This is a genomic window from Enterobacter sp. EC_64 (assembly GCF_019584165.1).
GTDB lineage: Bacteria > Pseudomonadota > Gammaproteobacteria > Enterobacterales > Enterobacteriaceae > Enterobacter > Enterobacter roggenkampii.
The window spans coordinates 146,585-159,875 of the sequence record NZ_VDAS01000005.1; the positions used below are offsets into that span (position 1 = coordinate 146,585).

13 protein-coding genes are annotated in these 13,291 nt (G+C 56.0%); 8 read left to right on the plus strand and 5 right to left on the minus strand.

The features are described 5' to 3' along the window. Positions 1 to 49 precede the first annotated feature (49 nt). Positions 50 to 1,012: an FAD:protein FMN transferase gene (locus tag FHC52_RS05810; RefSeq protein ID WP_008500295.1), complete on the plus strand. Its 963-nt coding sequence runs from the start codon at positions 50 to 52 to the stop codon at positions 1,010 to 1,012. On the opposite strand, the gene dcuR is transcribed toward FHC52_RS05810, so the two are convergent. Further along, positions 993 to 1,712 (minus strand): two-component system response regulator DcuR, encoded by a 720-nt coding sequence (gene dcuR / locus FHC52_RS05815; RefSeq protein ID WP_023325577.1) that lies wholly within the window; start codon positions 1,710 to 1,712, stop codon positions 993 to 995. The two genes, FHC52_RS05810 and dcuR, sit on opposite strands and share 20 nt — an antisense overlap. Then, on the minus strand, positions 1,709 to 3,325 hold the full coding sequence (locus FHC52_RS05820; RefSeq protein WP_023293867.1) for a sensor histidine kinase: 1,617 nt from the start codon (positions 3,323 to 3,325) through the stop codon (positions 1,709 to 1,711). The genes dcuR and FHC52_RS05820 overlap by 4 nt, the downstream gene beginning before the upstream one ends. A gap of 165 nt (positions 3,326 to 3,490) precedes the next feature. Between FHC52_RS05820 and FHC52_RS05825 the strand changes: the two genes are divergently transcribed. Beyond that, on the plus strand, positions 3,491 to 4,354 hold the full coding sequence (locus FHC52_RS05825) for an N-acetylmuramic acid 6-phosphate etherase (protein ID WP_126288284.1): 864 nt from the start codon (positions 3,491 to 3,493) through the stop codon (positions 4,352 to 4,354). 57 nt (positions 4,355 to 4,411) lie between these two features. On the opposite strand, the gene ompC is transcribed toward FHC52_RS05825, so the two are convergent. Beyond that, complete coding sequence (gene ompC / locus FHC52_RS05830) at positions 4,412 to 5,554, minus strand: porin OmpC (RefSeq protein ID WP_023325575.1); 1,143 nt, start codon at positions 5,552 to 5,554, stop codon at positions 4,412 to 4,414. A 285-nt stretch (positions 5,555 to 5,839) separates the two neighbouring features. Here ompC and FHC52_RS05835 point away from each other — a divergent pair, with 285 nt between their 5' ends. From FHC52_RS05835 to FHC52_RS05845, 3 genes are all read left to right on the plus strand, one after another. Then, on the plus strand, positions 5,840 to 6,541 hold the full coding sequence (locus FHC52_RS05835) for a phosphohydrolase (protein WP_021241395.1): 702 nt from the start codon (positions 5,840 to 5,842) through the stop codon (positions 6,539 to 6,541). Positions 6,542 to 6,602: 61 nt separating this feature from the next. After that, positions 6,603 to 8,018: a DNA cytosine methyltransferase gene (locus FHC52_RS05840; RefSeq protein ID WP_023293871.1), complete on the plus strand. Its 1,416-nt coding sequence runs from the start codon at positions 6,603 to 6,605 to the stop codon at positions 8,016 to 8,018. Further along, positions 7,999 to 8,490 (plus strand): very short patch repair endonuclease, encoded by a 492-nt coding sequence (locus FHC52_RS05845; protein WP_045418757.1) that lies wholly within the window; start codon positions 7,999 to 8,001, stop codon positions 8,488 to 8,490. The genes FHC52_RS05840 and FHC52_RS05845 overlap by 20 nt, the downstream gene beginning before the upstream one ends. On the opposite strand, the gene yedA is transcribed toward FHC52_RS05845, so the two are convergent. After that, on the minus strand, positions 8,462 to 9,376 hold the full coding sequence (gene yedA / locus FHC52_RS05850; protein ID WP_021241392.1) for a drug/metabolite exporter YedA: 915 nt from the start codon (positions 9,374 to 9,376) through the stop codon (positions 8,462 to 8,464). The two genes, FHC52_RS05845 and yedA, sit on opposite strands and share 29 nt — an antisense overlap. Before the next feature lie 178 nt (positions 9,377 to 9,554). Between yedA and FHC52_RS05855 the strand changes: the two genes are divergently transcribed. The 3 genes from FHC52_RS05855 (at position 9,555) to dgcQ (ending at position 12,501) form a co-directional block, all read left to right on the plus strand. Next, a complete protein-coding gene (locus tag FHC52_RS05855; protein ID WP_008500306.1) occupies positions 9,555 to 10,466 on the plus strand; it encodes a DUF808 domain-containing protein in 912 nt (303 codons plus the stop codon). Positions 10,467 to 10,544: 78 nt separating this feature from the next. Next, positions 10,545 to 10,727 carry a YodC family protein gene (locus tag FHC52_RS05860; protein WP_008500307.1) on the plus strand — a complete coding sequence of 61 codons (183 nt, stop codon included), beginning with the start codon at positions 10,545 to 10,547 and terminating at the stop codon, positions 10,725 to 10,727. Positions 10,728 to 10,800: 73 nt separating this feature from the next. Then, positions 10,801 to 12,501 (plus strand): cellulose biosynthesis regulator diguanylate cyclase DgcQ, encoded by a 1,701-nt coding sequence (dgcQ, locus tag FHC52_RS05865; protein WP_021241391.1) that lies wholly within the window; start codon positions 10,801 to 10,803, stop codon positions 12,499 to 12,501. On the opposite strand, the gene FHC52_RS05870 is transcribed toward dgcQ, so the two are convergent. After that, a complete protein-coding gene (locus FHC52_RS05870; RefSeq protein WP_046092835.1) occupies positions 12,486 to 13,286 on the minus strand; it encodes a mannosyl-3-phosphoglycerate phosphatase-related protein in 801 nt (266 codons plus the stop codon). The genes dgcQ and FHC52_RS05870 overlap by 16 nt on opposite strands. Positions 13,287 to 13,291 lie beyond the last annotated feature (5 nt).

Consider the following 13,291-nt stretch of genomic DNA (forward strand, 5'->3'; position numbering starts at 1 on the left):
TTCCCCGGCGGCGCGGAGCTTGCCGGGGCTACTTCTGAGGACTCCTGCCATGCCTGATAGCCATCGCGTTTACAGCTACTCCGCCGTTCTGATGGGCTCGCCCATCCTCCTGAAACTCTTCTCCCATGACGAAGCCCTCGCGTCCCGCGTGTTTCGTCTGATCAAACAGTACGAAGATCTGCTCACCGTTAACCGCGCGCACTCGCAGGTGATGGACATTAACCATGCGGCGGGCCAGCATCCGGTCACCGTCAGTCGGCCGGTGTTTGATCTGATCCGCTGTGCAAAAGCGGCAAGCCTGCTCAAGGACAGCGCCTTTAATCTGGCGATCGGTCCGCTGGTGAAGCGCTGGAAGATTGGCTTTCAGGGGGACAGCGTTCCGCCTGCCGATGAAATCGCGTCGCTGCTGGCGATAACCCGGCCCGAGGATGTTCTCCTTGATGAGGCCAGCAGCAGCGTGTTTCTGACCAGAGCGGGGATGGAGATCGATCTGGGGGCGATTGCCAAAGGCTATATCGCCGACCGGGTGCGGGATTACCTGCATAAAGAGGGCGCGGAGCTGGGGCTGATTAACCTCGGCGGCAACATTCAGACGTTAGGCTCTCCGGAAGGGGGCTGGAGCGTCGGGCTGAAAAAACCGTTCGCCGGAGATGCGCTGATCGGCACGATGATCGTTGAGAACGTGTCCGTCGTCACGTCGGGAACGTACGAGCGCTATTTTGAACAAGACGGCAAACGCTATCACCACATTCTTGATCCGCGCACCGGTTACCCGCTCGATAACGAACTGGACAGCGTCACCATCATTTCGAAAGATTCCATCGACGGCGATATCTGGACCACGCTGATGTACGGCATGGGCGTGGAGAAGGGCTGTGCCGCGCTGCGTGCGCGCCCCGACATTGAGGCCATCTTTGTGACCAAAACAAAAGAAGTGGTGTTCTCTTCAGCACACCACTTCCGCTTTACCCTGCTGGATGATACCTACCGCGTTACTGACAGTATTGCTTGAGCAGGCCCGTTTGCTCCGGCTGGAGACGGTAGCGATACACCGGACGCCCGGTGGCGCCGTAGTGAATGCTGGTGAACAGAATATTGATTTGCGCCAGCCAGATCAGGTATTTGCGGCAGGACACGCGGGAAATATTGACCGCGTTTGCCAGATCGTCGGTGGAAAACTCCGTCTCCGGGTGAGCGTCAATCCACTGGCAAATCGTGCGCAGCGTTTGCGGCGTTAACCCTTTCGGCAGCTTTTTGCTGTCCGCCAGTTCCGGCGCCCCGCCGTGGATCAGGCGGTCGACGTCCGCCTGCTCGTAATACTGGTGCGACCCCATCAGGCTGTGCTTTGCCTTCCAGCCGTTCAGCGCCTCTTCAAAGCGCGGGAACTGGAACGGTTTAATCAGATAATCCACCACGCCGTAATGGATGGAGGTCTGGATCGTCGCGGCGTCGGCGGCCGAGGAGATCATGATCACGTCGATTGGGCGGCCGGATGCGCGAATCACGGGCAGCAGATCCAGCCCGTTATCCTGCTGCATATAGACATCCAGCAGCACCAGATCGACGGGCTGGCTGGGGTCATTAATGATGGCCTCGGCCTGGCTTAGCGTGGAGGCGACGCCGCAGCAGCTAAAGCCTTCAACACGGTTGACATACAGACGGTTGAGGTCGGCTACCATGGCGTCATCATCGACAATTAACACATTTATCACGCGATTTTCCTCTCGCTATCCCAGGGGATGTGAACAAAAAATTGGGTAAATACGCCGGGCTCAGACTCGACGGAGATATCGCCGCCAAGGTTCTGAATCTGCTGGCGAGCAAGGAACAGCCCAACGCCGCGGTTTTCACCTTTTGTTGAGAAGCCCTTTGTAAAAATAGACTCCAGCTGAGTGGGATCAATGCCGGGGCCATCGTCGCTGACTTCACAGCTGAGCCAGCCATTCTGATAATGCAGCAGCAGGCCGATCTCGCCCTCCTGCTGTCCTTCCATCGCGTCGAGCGCGTTTTCAATGAGGTTGCCCAGCGCGGTGATCAGCACCGCGACCTGCTCTTCACTTGCGGTATCCGGTATCTGGCTTTCATCCGCCAGCGTCAGGGTGACGCCCGCTTCTTTCGCCCGGTTGATTTTACCCAGCAGGAACCCGGCAACCACCGGGGATTTTACCTTGCTCTGTATCGTACCGATATCCGTCTGGTAATGATGTGCCGTCTGGAGAATGTACTCTTCCAGCTTGTCGTAGCGCTTAATATTCAGCAGACCGAGTATCACATGCAGTTTATTCATAAACTCGTGGGTGTGGGCGCGCAGGGCATCGACGTAGTTAACCATGCCGTCCAGACGCTGCATCAGCTGGCTGACTTCCGTTTTATCACGGAAGGTGGTGATGGCGCCGATCACCCGATCCTGACTTTTCACGGGGACCATGTTGCACAGCAATAGCCGACCGTTGCAGCTGATCTCCTGATCCTGGCGTGCGACGCCCGTCTTCGAAACGTCACGCAGGCTGGCCAGCAGGGGCGCGCTGGTGTTTTCGGTCTGCTTGCCGGAGGGGAGAAGCAATATTTCTCTGGCGGTCTGATTAATCATCGTCACGCGCCCGTGTATATCAACGGCCAGAACACCCTCGCGAAGCGACTGCAGCATCGCCTGGCGCTGTTCGAACAGGGCGGAGATTTCGTAGGGTTCGAGCCCGAACAGAATGCGCTTCAGAACCCGCACCAGACCCCAAATCGCCATAGAACTCATAAAAATACTGAACAAAATGGTCCAGACGGCGTTGAGCCGCCCGCGAGCGATCTGCTCTTCAACCTTATTCAGGGAGATTCCGACGACCACCACGCCAATCTGCTCGTGCTGGGCGTCGTAGACGGGCGTAAAAACGCGCAGCGCTTCGGCGAGCGCGCCCCGGTTAACCGAAACGTTCTCTTTGCCTTCCAGCGCGGGGGTTAAATCGTCACCGATAAAATGCAGCCCGAGCAGCGCCTCATTCGGATGAGAGTAGCGGATCCCGCGCATATCAGTGACCACGGTGAACAGCAGATCGTTTCGCTTCGTCACCGCCTGGGCGATGGGCTGAATAATGTTCTCCTGCGGTGCCTGCATCAGGCCGCGCTGGATCTCGGGGCTGTCGGCGAGGGTGCGGGCAATGCCGAGCGCGGTGTCTTTGACATCATCGCGCGTTGCGCGGGTGATCTGCACCGAATAGAGCGCAAAAACCACCAGCAGAACTGAACCGATAATCGCGCACACCATCAGCGTGACCAGCGTATTGAGTTTCATGGGGCGCTTGCGCGTCGGTAGGAAAGGCTGCAAATCGCTCATCAATACTCCGCGATGATTAAGTAAGGGGGTAATTATCGCCGATGACGCACTTTTCTTAAAGCCATGTAAAAGCGTGGATTTGGTCCTCTTTTCGTGACCCTCCTCGCAGGTCATCTATATAAAACACTTTATAGTGTGTGGGTACTCATAATAAGGAGGCTGTTTATGAGCATTATGCTTACCGGTTCGGTCAAGGAAAGACGGCACGCCAGCACGATGAATATCGATAGATTGTCCACGCTGGACATGCTGAAAGTCATTCACCAGGATGATGCACTCATTTCTGCTGCTATCACCCCTTGTTTACAGACGATTGCCCGTGCGGTGGATAACGCCGCCGCGACCCTCAATCACGGTGGTCGCCTGGTCATTGTCGGGGCGGGGCCGTCTGGCCGCGTCGCGCAACAGGTTGCCGATGACTATGCGCCGGGCAAAACCCCTGTGATGGCCGTAACGGCACAAGAGGGGGAAGGGAGCTACGAGCGCGGCGTTTCCGACCTGCAGGCCATTAAATTTGGTGAAGACGATATGATGCTGGCCGTGACCGTCAGCGGAAAAACGCCGTGGGTCTGGGGAGCGATGCGGCATGCATGGTCGCTGGGTTCGCCGGTCGCCGTGATTACCGGTGATGCGCAAAGTGAAGCCGCGCAGCTGGCGAGTATGGTTATAGCCCCCGAACTGGGTGCCGATGTGGTGGCCGGCTACCTCAACACCAAAGCGGGGATCGCGCAAAAAATGATCCTCTCGATGATCGCTACCGGGCTGGCCGTTCGAACCGGGTGCGTATACAGCAACCTGCGGGTGGATCTTGAGGCAAGCAACACCAAATGGGCCGAACGTCAAATCGCCATTGTAATGGAAGCGGGGGGATGCTCCCGGGCGGAGGCAAAAGCGGCGCTGGAGAGCTGTAACCATCACTGTAAAACAGCGGTATTGATGGTGCTGACAGGGCTGGATGCGTGGAAAGCTCATGAGTTGCTGGCGCAGAATAACGGGTTTATCCGCGTGGCGCTGCAGGAAGCGCCGTAATACGTACCGTTAAGAAATAAAAAAGGCCGCAGATGCGGCCTTTGGTATTTTTAGAGGTTAGAACTGGTAGGTCATGCCCACACCAACGATGTCGTCGGTGGAAATACCGTATGCGTCATACAGCGCTTCATCGTTGTCCAGCATGTTGATTTTGTAATCAACATAAGTGGAGAAGTTTTTGTTGAAGCTGTAGGTCATGCCCAGGTCGATGTAGTTAACCAGATCCTGATTGAATCCTTTACCGTCCAGATCTTTACCTTTTGAGTAAACCCATGCCAGGGAAGGACGCAGACCGAAGTCGAACTGGTACTGTGCAACCGCTTCAAAGTTCTGAGTCTGGTTGGCGATACCAACGTTGCCGATTGGCGTCATGTTGCGGGTTTCCGCATACATCATCGCCAGGTAAACGCTGTTTGCGTCGTATTTCGCGCCAACGGTCCAGGCTTCAGCTTTTTCGCCACCCGCAAAACCGATGCTTTCTGCGGCTTTGCCGTAGGCAACCTGATCGTTGGTACGGTCAGAAGAAGAGTACGCTGCACCCAGGCTCAGGCCGGACAGATCGCCAGAGAAGTCATAGGAGGTGGACATACCGAAGCCGTCGCCGTTCTGGAAGCGTACGTCTTTATGACCGTTTTTAGTGCCTTCCTGATCTTCGTTAGCGTTAGCACCTTCGTTAGCACCCTGATACTGCAGCGCAAAGTTCAGGCCATCAACCAGACCAAAGAAATCATTATTACGATAGGTCGCAACACCGTTGGTACGGCCAACCATAAAGTTATCAGTCCAGGTGTAGGAATCACCGCCAAATACAGGCAGCATATCGGTCCACGCTTCAACGTCGTACACGACGCCGTAATTACGGCCATAATCAAATGAACCGTATTCGCCAAATTTCAGGCCAGCGTATGCCAGACGGTTAAAGGATTTATCACCCGCGCCTTCGGTATCGTTAGCGTAGGTTTTATATTCCCACTGGCCGTAACCGGTCAGGTCGTTAGTGATCTGGGTTTCGCCTTTGAAACCAATCTGTACATAGGTTTCATCGCCGTCGTCGCCAGGGTTGTCAGAGAAGGTATGACGCGCATCAACCTTACCGTACAGGTCAACTTTATTGCCGTCTTTGTTGTACATTTCAGCCGCATTTGCTGCGCCTGCCATTAATAACGCGGGTACAAGAATTGCCAGAACTTTTCTTTTCATTATATATTCTCTTTAAAAGATAATTTATATGAATATATGTAATTACCCTCCGTAATTACAGGGTTGATACTATTCCAGGAGATGTGATTTAGTTTCAAAAATAAATGTAATAAAATTCGATGAAATATTTCAAATTATTTCTATAAATCTCTTTATTTTTCCAGTGAATTAATTAATTGAATTTATAAGGTGTAATTATTATTAAATATTTCGCATTTCTATTTTTTAATTTATTTAATTTGGCTATGTTATAATTCATCCTCTTTTTAACAACAGGACATGACGATGGAACTGGCCCGGTGGCAGCATGGCTTTGAGCGCTGGCTCAAGGAAAATCATCAGAACGACGATACCGCACATGATATTTCGCATTTTCGACGGGTCTGGATGACGGCGCAAAAAATCATGGTTCACCACGCGGTCGAGCCGCGGGTGATTCTGGCCGCATGCTATTTTCACGATATTGTCAGCCTGCCGAAAAATCATCCCGAACGCAGTCAGTCGTCAAGGCTCGCCGCGCGTAAGACGAGCGACATTCTGCGCCGCGACTTTCCGGACTTTCCGCCAGAGCATATTGCCGCCGTCGCGCACGCGATTGAGGCGCACAGCTTTAGCGCCGAAATCGCGCCGCAGAGTATGGAAGCCAAAATAGTGCAGGACGCTGACCGGCTGGAAGCGTTAGGTGCTATCGGCCTGGCGCGCGTTTTTGCCGTCTCGGGCGCGCTGGGCGTGCCGCTATTTGACGCGGACGATCCCTTTGCCGATGCGCGCCCTCTCGACGATAGGGCATTTGCCCTCGACCATTTTCAGACCAAGCTGCTGCGTTTGCCTGATACAATGCAGACGGAAATGGGCCGCGAACTGGCACGTCACAATGCCGATTTTCTGATCCAGTTTATGGCGAAACTCAGCGCCGAATTACACGGCGACTGCCTCGGGCTGGATAGCCAGGTGCTGAGCCGCTTCCGTCGCAGTTTGCGCAACTGAACTGTGGTAATCTGTTCCCAGTCTTTACTCTCCGGTTAAAAGAATGCAGGAAAATCGAGCAGTGAAAGAGCCCGCGCCCGCGCAGGCTGAGAAATCAACGGCAACGGTGCAGGCCTTACTTCGCCAGCTGTTGGATATCTATGATGCTAAAACGCTGGCCAGTCTGCTGGTGGCGCACGGCGAAAGCCACTGGAGCCCGGCGATCCTTAAACGTCTGCTGACCAGCGAGCGAGCAGGGCGTCGCCTGAGTGAAGGCGAGTTTCGTTATCTGCAAAACCTGCTTCCGCGACCTTCTGCCGCGCACCCGAACTATGCCTTCCGGTTTATCGATCTGTTTGCCGGTATCGGCGGTATTCGGCACGGTTTTGAAGCTATCGGCGGACAGTGCGTATTTACCAGCGAGTGGAACAAGCACGCCGTGCGTACCTATAAGGCCAACTGGTACTGCGACCCGCACGAGCATCATTTCAACGCCGATATTCGCGATGTCACCCTGAGCCATAAAAGCGGCGTGAGCGATGAGCAGGCCGCCGAGCATATTCGTCAGACGATCCCCGCGCATGACGTGCTGCTGGCCGGCTTCCCGTGCCAGCCTTTTTCGCTGGCCGGCGTCTCCAAGAAGAATGCCCTCGGACGCGCCCACGGTTTCGCCTGCGATACGCAGGGAACGCTGTTTTTTGACGTGGCGCGCATTATTGACGCCCGTCGTCCAGCCATTTTTGTACTGGAAAACGTCAAAAACTTAAAAAGCCACGACGGCGGGAAGACCTTCCGCATTATCATGCAAACGCTGGATGAGCTGGGTTATGACGTGGCCGATTCAGAGGACATGGGCGCGGACGATCCTAAAATCATTGATGGGAAACATTTCCTGCCCCAGCATCGCGAACGTATCGTGCTGGTGGGCTTCCGCCGCGATCTCAATCTTAAAGGGGATTTCACCCTGCGGGATATTCCTTCTCTGTATCCCGAGCGCCGTCCTACCGTGGCCGACCTGCTGGAACCGGTCGTCGACGCGAAATTTATCCTGACCCCGGTGCTGTGGAAATACCTTTACCGCTATGCCAAGAAGCATCAGGCGAAAGGCAACGGCTTCGGTTTTGGGATGGTCAACCCGAACGATCCGCACAGCGTCACCCGCACGCTGTCTGCTCGCTACTATAAAGACGGCGCGGAAATCCTGATCGACAGAGGCTGGGACAAGGCGCTGGGTGAAAAAGATTTCGACGATCCGCACAACCAGCGTCATCGCCCACGGCGATTAACGCCGCGGGAATGCGCCCGGTTGATGGGCTTTGAAACGCCGCAAGGCTACGGTTTCCGCATTCCGGTTTCAGACACCCAGGCGTACCGCCAGTTTGGTAACTCGGTCGTCGTTCCCGCGTTTGCGGCTGTCGCAAAACTGCTGGCTCCGCGCATCAGACAGGCGGTGGCGCTACGCCAGAGTGAGGCCGTCAATGACGGACGTTCACGATAAGGCTACGCGCAGTAAAAACATGCGTGCCATCGGCACGCGTGACACCGCCATTGAAAAGCGCCTGGCCGCGCTGCTGACGCAGGCAGGGTTTGACTTTCGCGTGCAGGATCCCGCCCTGGCGGGTCGTCCCGATTTCGTCATCGACGCCTGGCAGTGCATCATATTTACTCACGGCTGCTTCTGGCACCATCACGACTGCTATCTGTTTAAAGTCCCCGCGACGCGCACCGATTTCTGGCTGGATAAGATTGGTAAAAACGTCGAGCGCGACAAACGGGATCTCTCAATGCTTATTGCGCAGGGCTGGCGGGTGCTGATTGTCTGGGAGTGTGCGCTGAGAGGCAGACTAAAGCTGAACGATACCGATCTGCGCGAACGGCTGGAAGAGTGGATCTGCGGCGGCGGTCAGACCGCGCAGATCGACACGCAGGGTATTCACCTGCTTACGGTTTCTCCACCTCACAAGGCGTGACCACCGGTTTTGCCGGCAGCAAATATTTGCCCAGCGTGACCAGTACGACGGCAAACACGATGATCCCTAAAGCAATCCATTCCACAGGCGAGAGCGTTTCTCCTCCCAGTCCTGTCCCGAGCAGCACGGCCACGACCGGGTTAACGTAGGCGTAGCTGGTGGCGACCGCCGGTGAGACGTTGCGGATCAGGAACATATAGGCGTTAATGGCGATGATAGAGCCAAACAGCGCCAGGTAGCCTACCGCGAGAAAGCCCGACAGGTCCGGCAGCGCGGTCAGCTTTTCTCCCGTCAGGGTGGAGGCCAGAAGCAGGACAATCCCCGCGGCGAGCATCTCAATCGCACCGGCCATCATGCCGGTCGGCAGTTCGATACGCGACCCGTAGACGGAGCCGAACGCCCAGCTCATCGAGCCGATCAGGATAATCACCGCGCCCCACGGATTTCCGCTCAGGTTGCCGCCGCTGTTGAGCAGAACAATGCCGGCCAGCCCAATCCCAATCCCCAGCCATTCCAGCTTGCGGGTGCGGATGCCGAAAAGACGGCTGAAGCAGAGGGTAAACAGCGGTACGGTGGCAACGACCACGGCGGCGATCCCGGACGGGACGTTCTGGTGCTCGGCAATCGTCACAAACCCGTTCCCCACTGCCAGCAGCAGCAGGCCGATCAGGGCGGCATTCAGCATCGGGCGCAGCGGGGGAAGTTTATGCCCGCGCAGCATCAGGAAGGCCAGCAGCAGGATACCCGCCGAAAGGAAGCGGATGCCCGCCATCATCAGCGGCGGCCAGCTTTCCACGCCGATGCGAATGACAAAGTAGGTTGAGCCCCAGATGATGTACAGCGAAAAGAGTGCCCCGATGAGCGGTAGCAATTGCCGGAAACGCATAATCCCTCACGTCGAAATAAAAAGGTCGCTGATAGTAAACGCGAAAACTATCGCGCTGGCGAGCCCTTTAATTGTGTAGCTGATGTGAATTTTTTGTTGACGTAAGGTGCCTGTTTCCGGGTTTGCGCTTTTGCTCCATACTATTCACTTAATTACCAAAAAATGAAGGATTAAGATTTTGGCAGGAAGTAGCTTATTAACATTGCTGGATGATATAGCCACCCTACTGGACGACATTTCAGTGATGGGGAAACTGGCGGCGAAGAAAACCGCAGGCGTGCTGGGCGATGATTTATCGCTTAACGCGCAGCAGGTGAGTGGGGTGAGGGCAAACCGTGAACTGCCGGTGGTGTGGGGCGTGGCGAAAGGCTCCTTCCTGAACAAGGTGATTCTGGTGCCGCTGGCGCTGCTGATCAGCGCCTTTATCCCCTGGGCCATCACGCCGTTACTGATGATCGGTGGGGCATTTCTCTGCTTCGAGGGCGTGGAGAAAGTGCTGCATTCCTTTAGCGCGCGCAAGCAGAGCGATACGCCGGAGGTGCGCCAGCAGCGTCTTGAAGCGCTGGCCGCGCAGGATCCAAAAACCTTCGAGCGCGATAAGGTCAAAGGCGCTATTCGGACCGACTTTATCCTGTCTGCAGAAATCGTCGCGATTACGCTGGGCATTGTCTCTGACGCGCCGCTCCTGAATCAGGTCCTGATCCTCTCCGGCATCGCGATTCTGGTTACCGTGGGCGTGTACGGTCTGGTGGGACTGATCGTCAAGCTGGACGATATTGGCTACTGGCTGGAAGAAAAGTCGAGCGCGGTGGCAAGAGGCATCGGCAAAAGCCTGCTGGTGCTGGCGCCCTGGCTGATGAAGAGCTTGTCGGTGGTGGGCACGCTGGCGATGTTCCTCGTAGGCGGCGGAATTGTGGTTCACGGCATTGCGCCGCTGCACCATGCCATCGAACATTTCTCCTCCACGCAGGGGGCCGTTATCGCGGCGATTCTGCCTACGCTGCTGAACCTGGTGCTGGGCTTTATCATTGGCGCTATCGTCGTTGCGGCGGTGAAGCTGGTTGAGAAAATTCGCGGCACGTCGCACTAATTGTTACCGTCGGCAGGATGCAAAAAGACCATTCCTCGTCTAAATTGAAACAGTTTCACCCTGATACAGGAGGCAGGTATGGTCTTTTTGGTCAGTGATGAAGTTAAGCCTAAAAAGGGCGGCCCACGTATGATCGTCACCGGGTATTCCAGCGGAATGGTGGAATGCCGGTGGCACGATGGCTATAGCATCAAGCGGGAAGCATTCCGTGAAGATGAGCTTCAGCCGGGGGACGGGCAGCACAAACGGGACAAGGCTTAATCACATAACGCCCGGCTTTGCCGGGCGTTTTTATCTCAGGTTTCGGGTATAGAGCAGTAATCAGGGAGTGTGTGTGCAGCGCGATACCTTTGTTGTAAGACAAACTTTTTTGCAATGGCTGCATAAGCGTAGCAATCCGGGGCGGATTGTTAATCTCTGTTTTCTGATCGTTCTGGTGTTTTCCACGCTCCTGACCTGGCGTGAGGTGGTGGTGCTGGAAGAGGCGTACATCTCCAGCCAGCGCAACCATCTGGATACGGTGGCCAGTTCGCTGGACAGGCAGTTACAGAACAGCGTCGACAGGATGCTGTTATTTCGCCAGGGTATGCATGATGCAATCGAGACGCCGCTGGCCTTTGATGTCCTACAGGATGCGGTGTCACGCTTTAACACCGTCCGCATGCTCCCCACCTGGCAGCTCGCTGTTGATAAAAAGCGCACCCTTCCCATCAACGGGGTCTCGGATGCGTTCGTGGATAAAACCACGCTTCTGAACCGGGACGCTGAGCGCATCAGTCATGAAATTTCTGCCGCGCTCGAAGTGGGGTATCTGCTCAGGCTGGCGTCATCAAGAGCGCAAACGGAAGCGCGGGTGATCTACGTCTCCCGCGCCGGATTTTTCCTTTCCACGGATACGCCGGATCGGGCGGGTGATATTACCGCCCGCTATTATAATCTGGTCACGCAGTCCTGGTTTACCCAGCAGTCAGAGCGTAACAACCGCGCCCGCGCCGTGCGCTGGTTTATCTCCACGCCTTCATCCTGGACCGGGGATGAACGCACGATCACCGCCAGCGTCCCCATCTATTTCGATCATTACTGGTACGGCGTCGTGGCGATGGATTTTACATTAGACACGATGCAGCGTTTGCTGACCGACGCGACGGAAGACCGGACGGAGGGGGAGTATCAGCTGTACGATACCCGGCTTAATATGATTGCTACCTCAGCCCACGCGGGAAGCCCGGTTAACCAGTTTGACGAACGCGAAACGGCGCAGATTGCCCAGGCGATTGAACATGATACCGGCGGCGGTATCCGCCTCGGGAGCCGGTTTATCACCTGGGAGCGGCTCGATCATTTCGATGGCGTCGTCCTGCGGATCCACACCCTGCACGAAGGGGTACAGGACGACTTCGGCAGTATCAGCATTGTGCTGGCGCTGCTGTGGGCGCTCTTTACCGCCATGCTGTTGATCTCGTGGCTGGTGATCCGTCGGATGGTGAGTAACATGTATACGCTTCAGCACTCGCTCCAGTGGCAGGCCTGGCACGATCCGCTGACCCGATTGAATAATCGCGGCGCGCTGTTCGACCGCGCAAAATTGCTGGCGGAAACCTGTCGTCAGCAGTCGCTGCCGTTCTCGGTGATTCAGATCGATCTCGACTATTTTAAAAACATCAACGACCGTTTCGGCCATCAGGCCGGTGATAAGGTGCTTTCCCATACGGCAGGCGTGATTGCCAGCGCGTTACGCAAGAATGACGTGGCCGGACGCGTCGGTGGCGAAGAGTTTTGTGTGGTCCTTCCCGGTCTTGGTCTGGAGGAGGCGAGAGGCGTCGCCGAACGCATTCGTTGCCGAATCAACAGTAAGGAGATCCTGGTGAAGAAGAGCACAACCCTGCGCATCAGCGCGTCACTGGGCGTCAGCAGCGCGGATGAAACGGGCAATTACGATTTTGAACAGCTGCAGTCCGTGGCGGACGCCCGGCTGTATCAGGCCAAGCAGAGCGGGCGTAACCGGGTCGTGTGGCGGGATCAGGACAGGAAATGATCCAGCCCCTCCTGCCAGCCCGCAGGCCCGGGCTGTTGGGTGTGATAGACCCGCGCGGGGTTATCGTCCCGTAGCGTGATGCCCTGGCGGTTAATCCCCTTGATCACCACCGCGAAGTCCATGCTGTCGAGCAGCGGCGCATCGTTGGGACCGTCGCCGAGCCCCAGCGTGGTGGGTTCAATGTCTTCCTGCTCGCGATACCGTTCAATCAGCCAGTTAACCGCCACGTCTTTACCGCAGCGGGCGTCCAGAATATGCCAGAAGCGCGCCCCCTGCAGACATTGCAGGCCGCTGTGCGCCAGTTCCTCTTCAAACTGAAGCAAGTTCTCGTCGGTATCGCGCCAGATCAGCGTGATGGAGGCTTCGTGCTTGCGGGCAAGCGTCGAACGGTAGCGCGTCAGTCCGGTCCACTCGCTAATAACGTGCTCATCCACATCGTCAAAGGTGGTGAATTTAAAGCCCGTCTGCAGGCGAATCTGCTCGATCCGCGGACGAATATCCCGGTGCGTCATCCCTCTAATCTGACGCTGGATATTGTCCCAGCGCACGTCAGGCTGAATCACCGCGCCGTTCTCGGCAATAAACGGCAGGCCTTCCAGCCCCAGATCCTGCTGAATATCCAGCATCTCTGCCGCGGTTTTGCTGCTGCAGAGAATGATCGGAATCTGGTTATCCTGCAGCCTGTCCAGCCAGGGCATGGCGGGTTGCCAGTCATAGGTATGAATATCCAGCAACGAGCCATCCAGGTCGGAAAAAATCAGCAAGGTATCCCGCAGTGAAGGCATAGTGA

What these genes read in the sequence shown, in the direction of transcription:
- FHC52_RS05845 (WP_045418757.1), top strand. Translation starts at nt 7,999, where the DNA reads ATGACGGACGTTCACGATAAGGCTACGCGCAGTAAAAACATGCGTGCC.
- ompC (WP_023325575.1), bottom strand. Translation starts at nt 5,554, where the DNA reads ATGAAAAGAAAAGTTCTGGCAATTCTTGTACCCGCGTTATTAATGGCA.
- FHC52_RS05870 (WP_046092835.1), bottom strand. Translation starts at nt 13,286, where the DNA reads ATGCCTTCACTGCGGGATACCTTGCTGATTTTTTCCGACCTGGATGGC.
- yedA (WP_021241392.1), bottom strand. Translation starts at nt 9,376, where the DNA reads ATGCGTTTCCGGCAATTGCTACCGCTCATCGGGGCACTCTTTTCGCTG.
- FHC52_RS05835 (WP_021241395.1), top strand. Translation starts at nt 5,840, where the DNA reads ATGGAACTGGCCCGGTGGCAGCATGGCTTTGAGCGCTGGCTCAAGGAA.
- FHC52_RS05860 (WP_008500307.1), top strand. Translation starts at nt 10,545, where the DNA reads ATGGTCTTTTTGGTCAGTGATGAAGTTAAGCCTAAAAAGGGCGGCCCA.
- FHC52_RS05825 (WP_126288284.1), top strand. Translation starts at nt 3,491, where the DNA reads ATGAGCATTATGCTTACCGGTTCGGTCAAGGAAAGACGGCACGCCAGC.
- FHC52_RS05810 (WP_008500295.1), top strand. Translation starts at nt 50, where the DNA reads ATGCCTGATAGCCATCGCGTTTACAGCTACTCCGCCGTTCTGATGGGC.
- FHC52_RS05820 (WP_023293867.1), bottom strand. Translation starts at nt 3,325, where the DNA reads ATGAGCGATTTGCAGCCTTTCCTACCGACGCGCAAGCGCCCCATGAAA.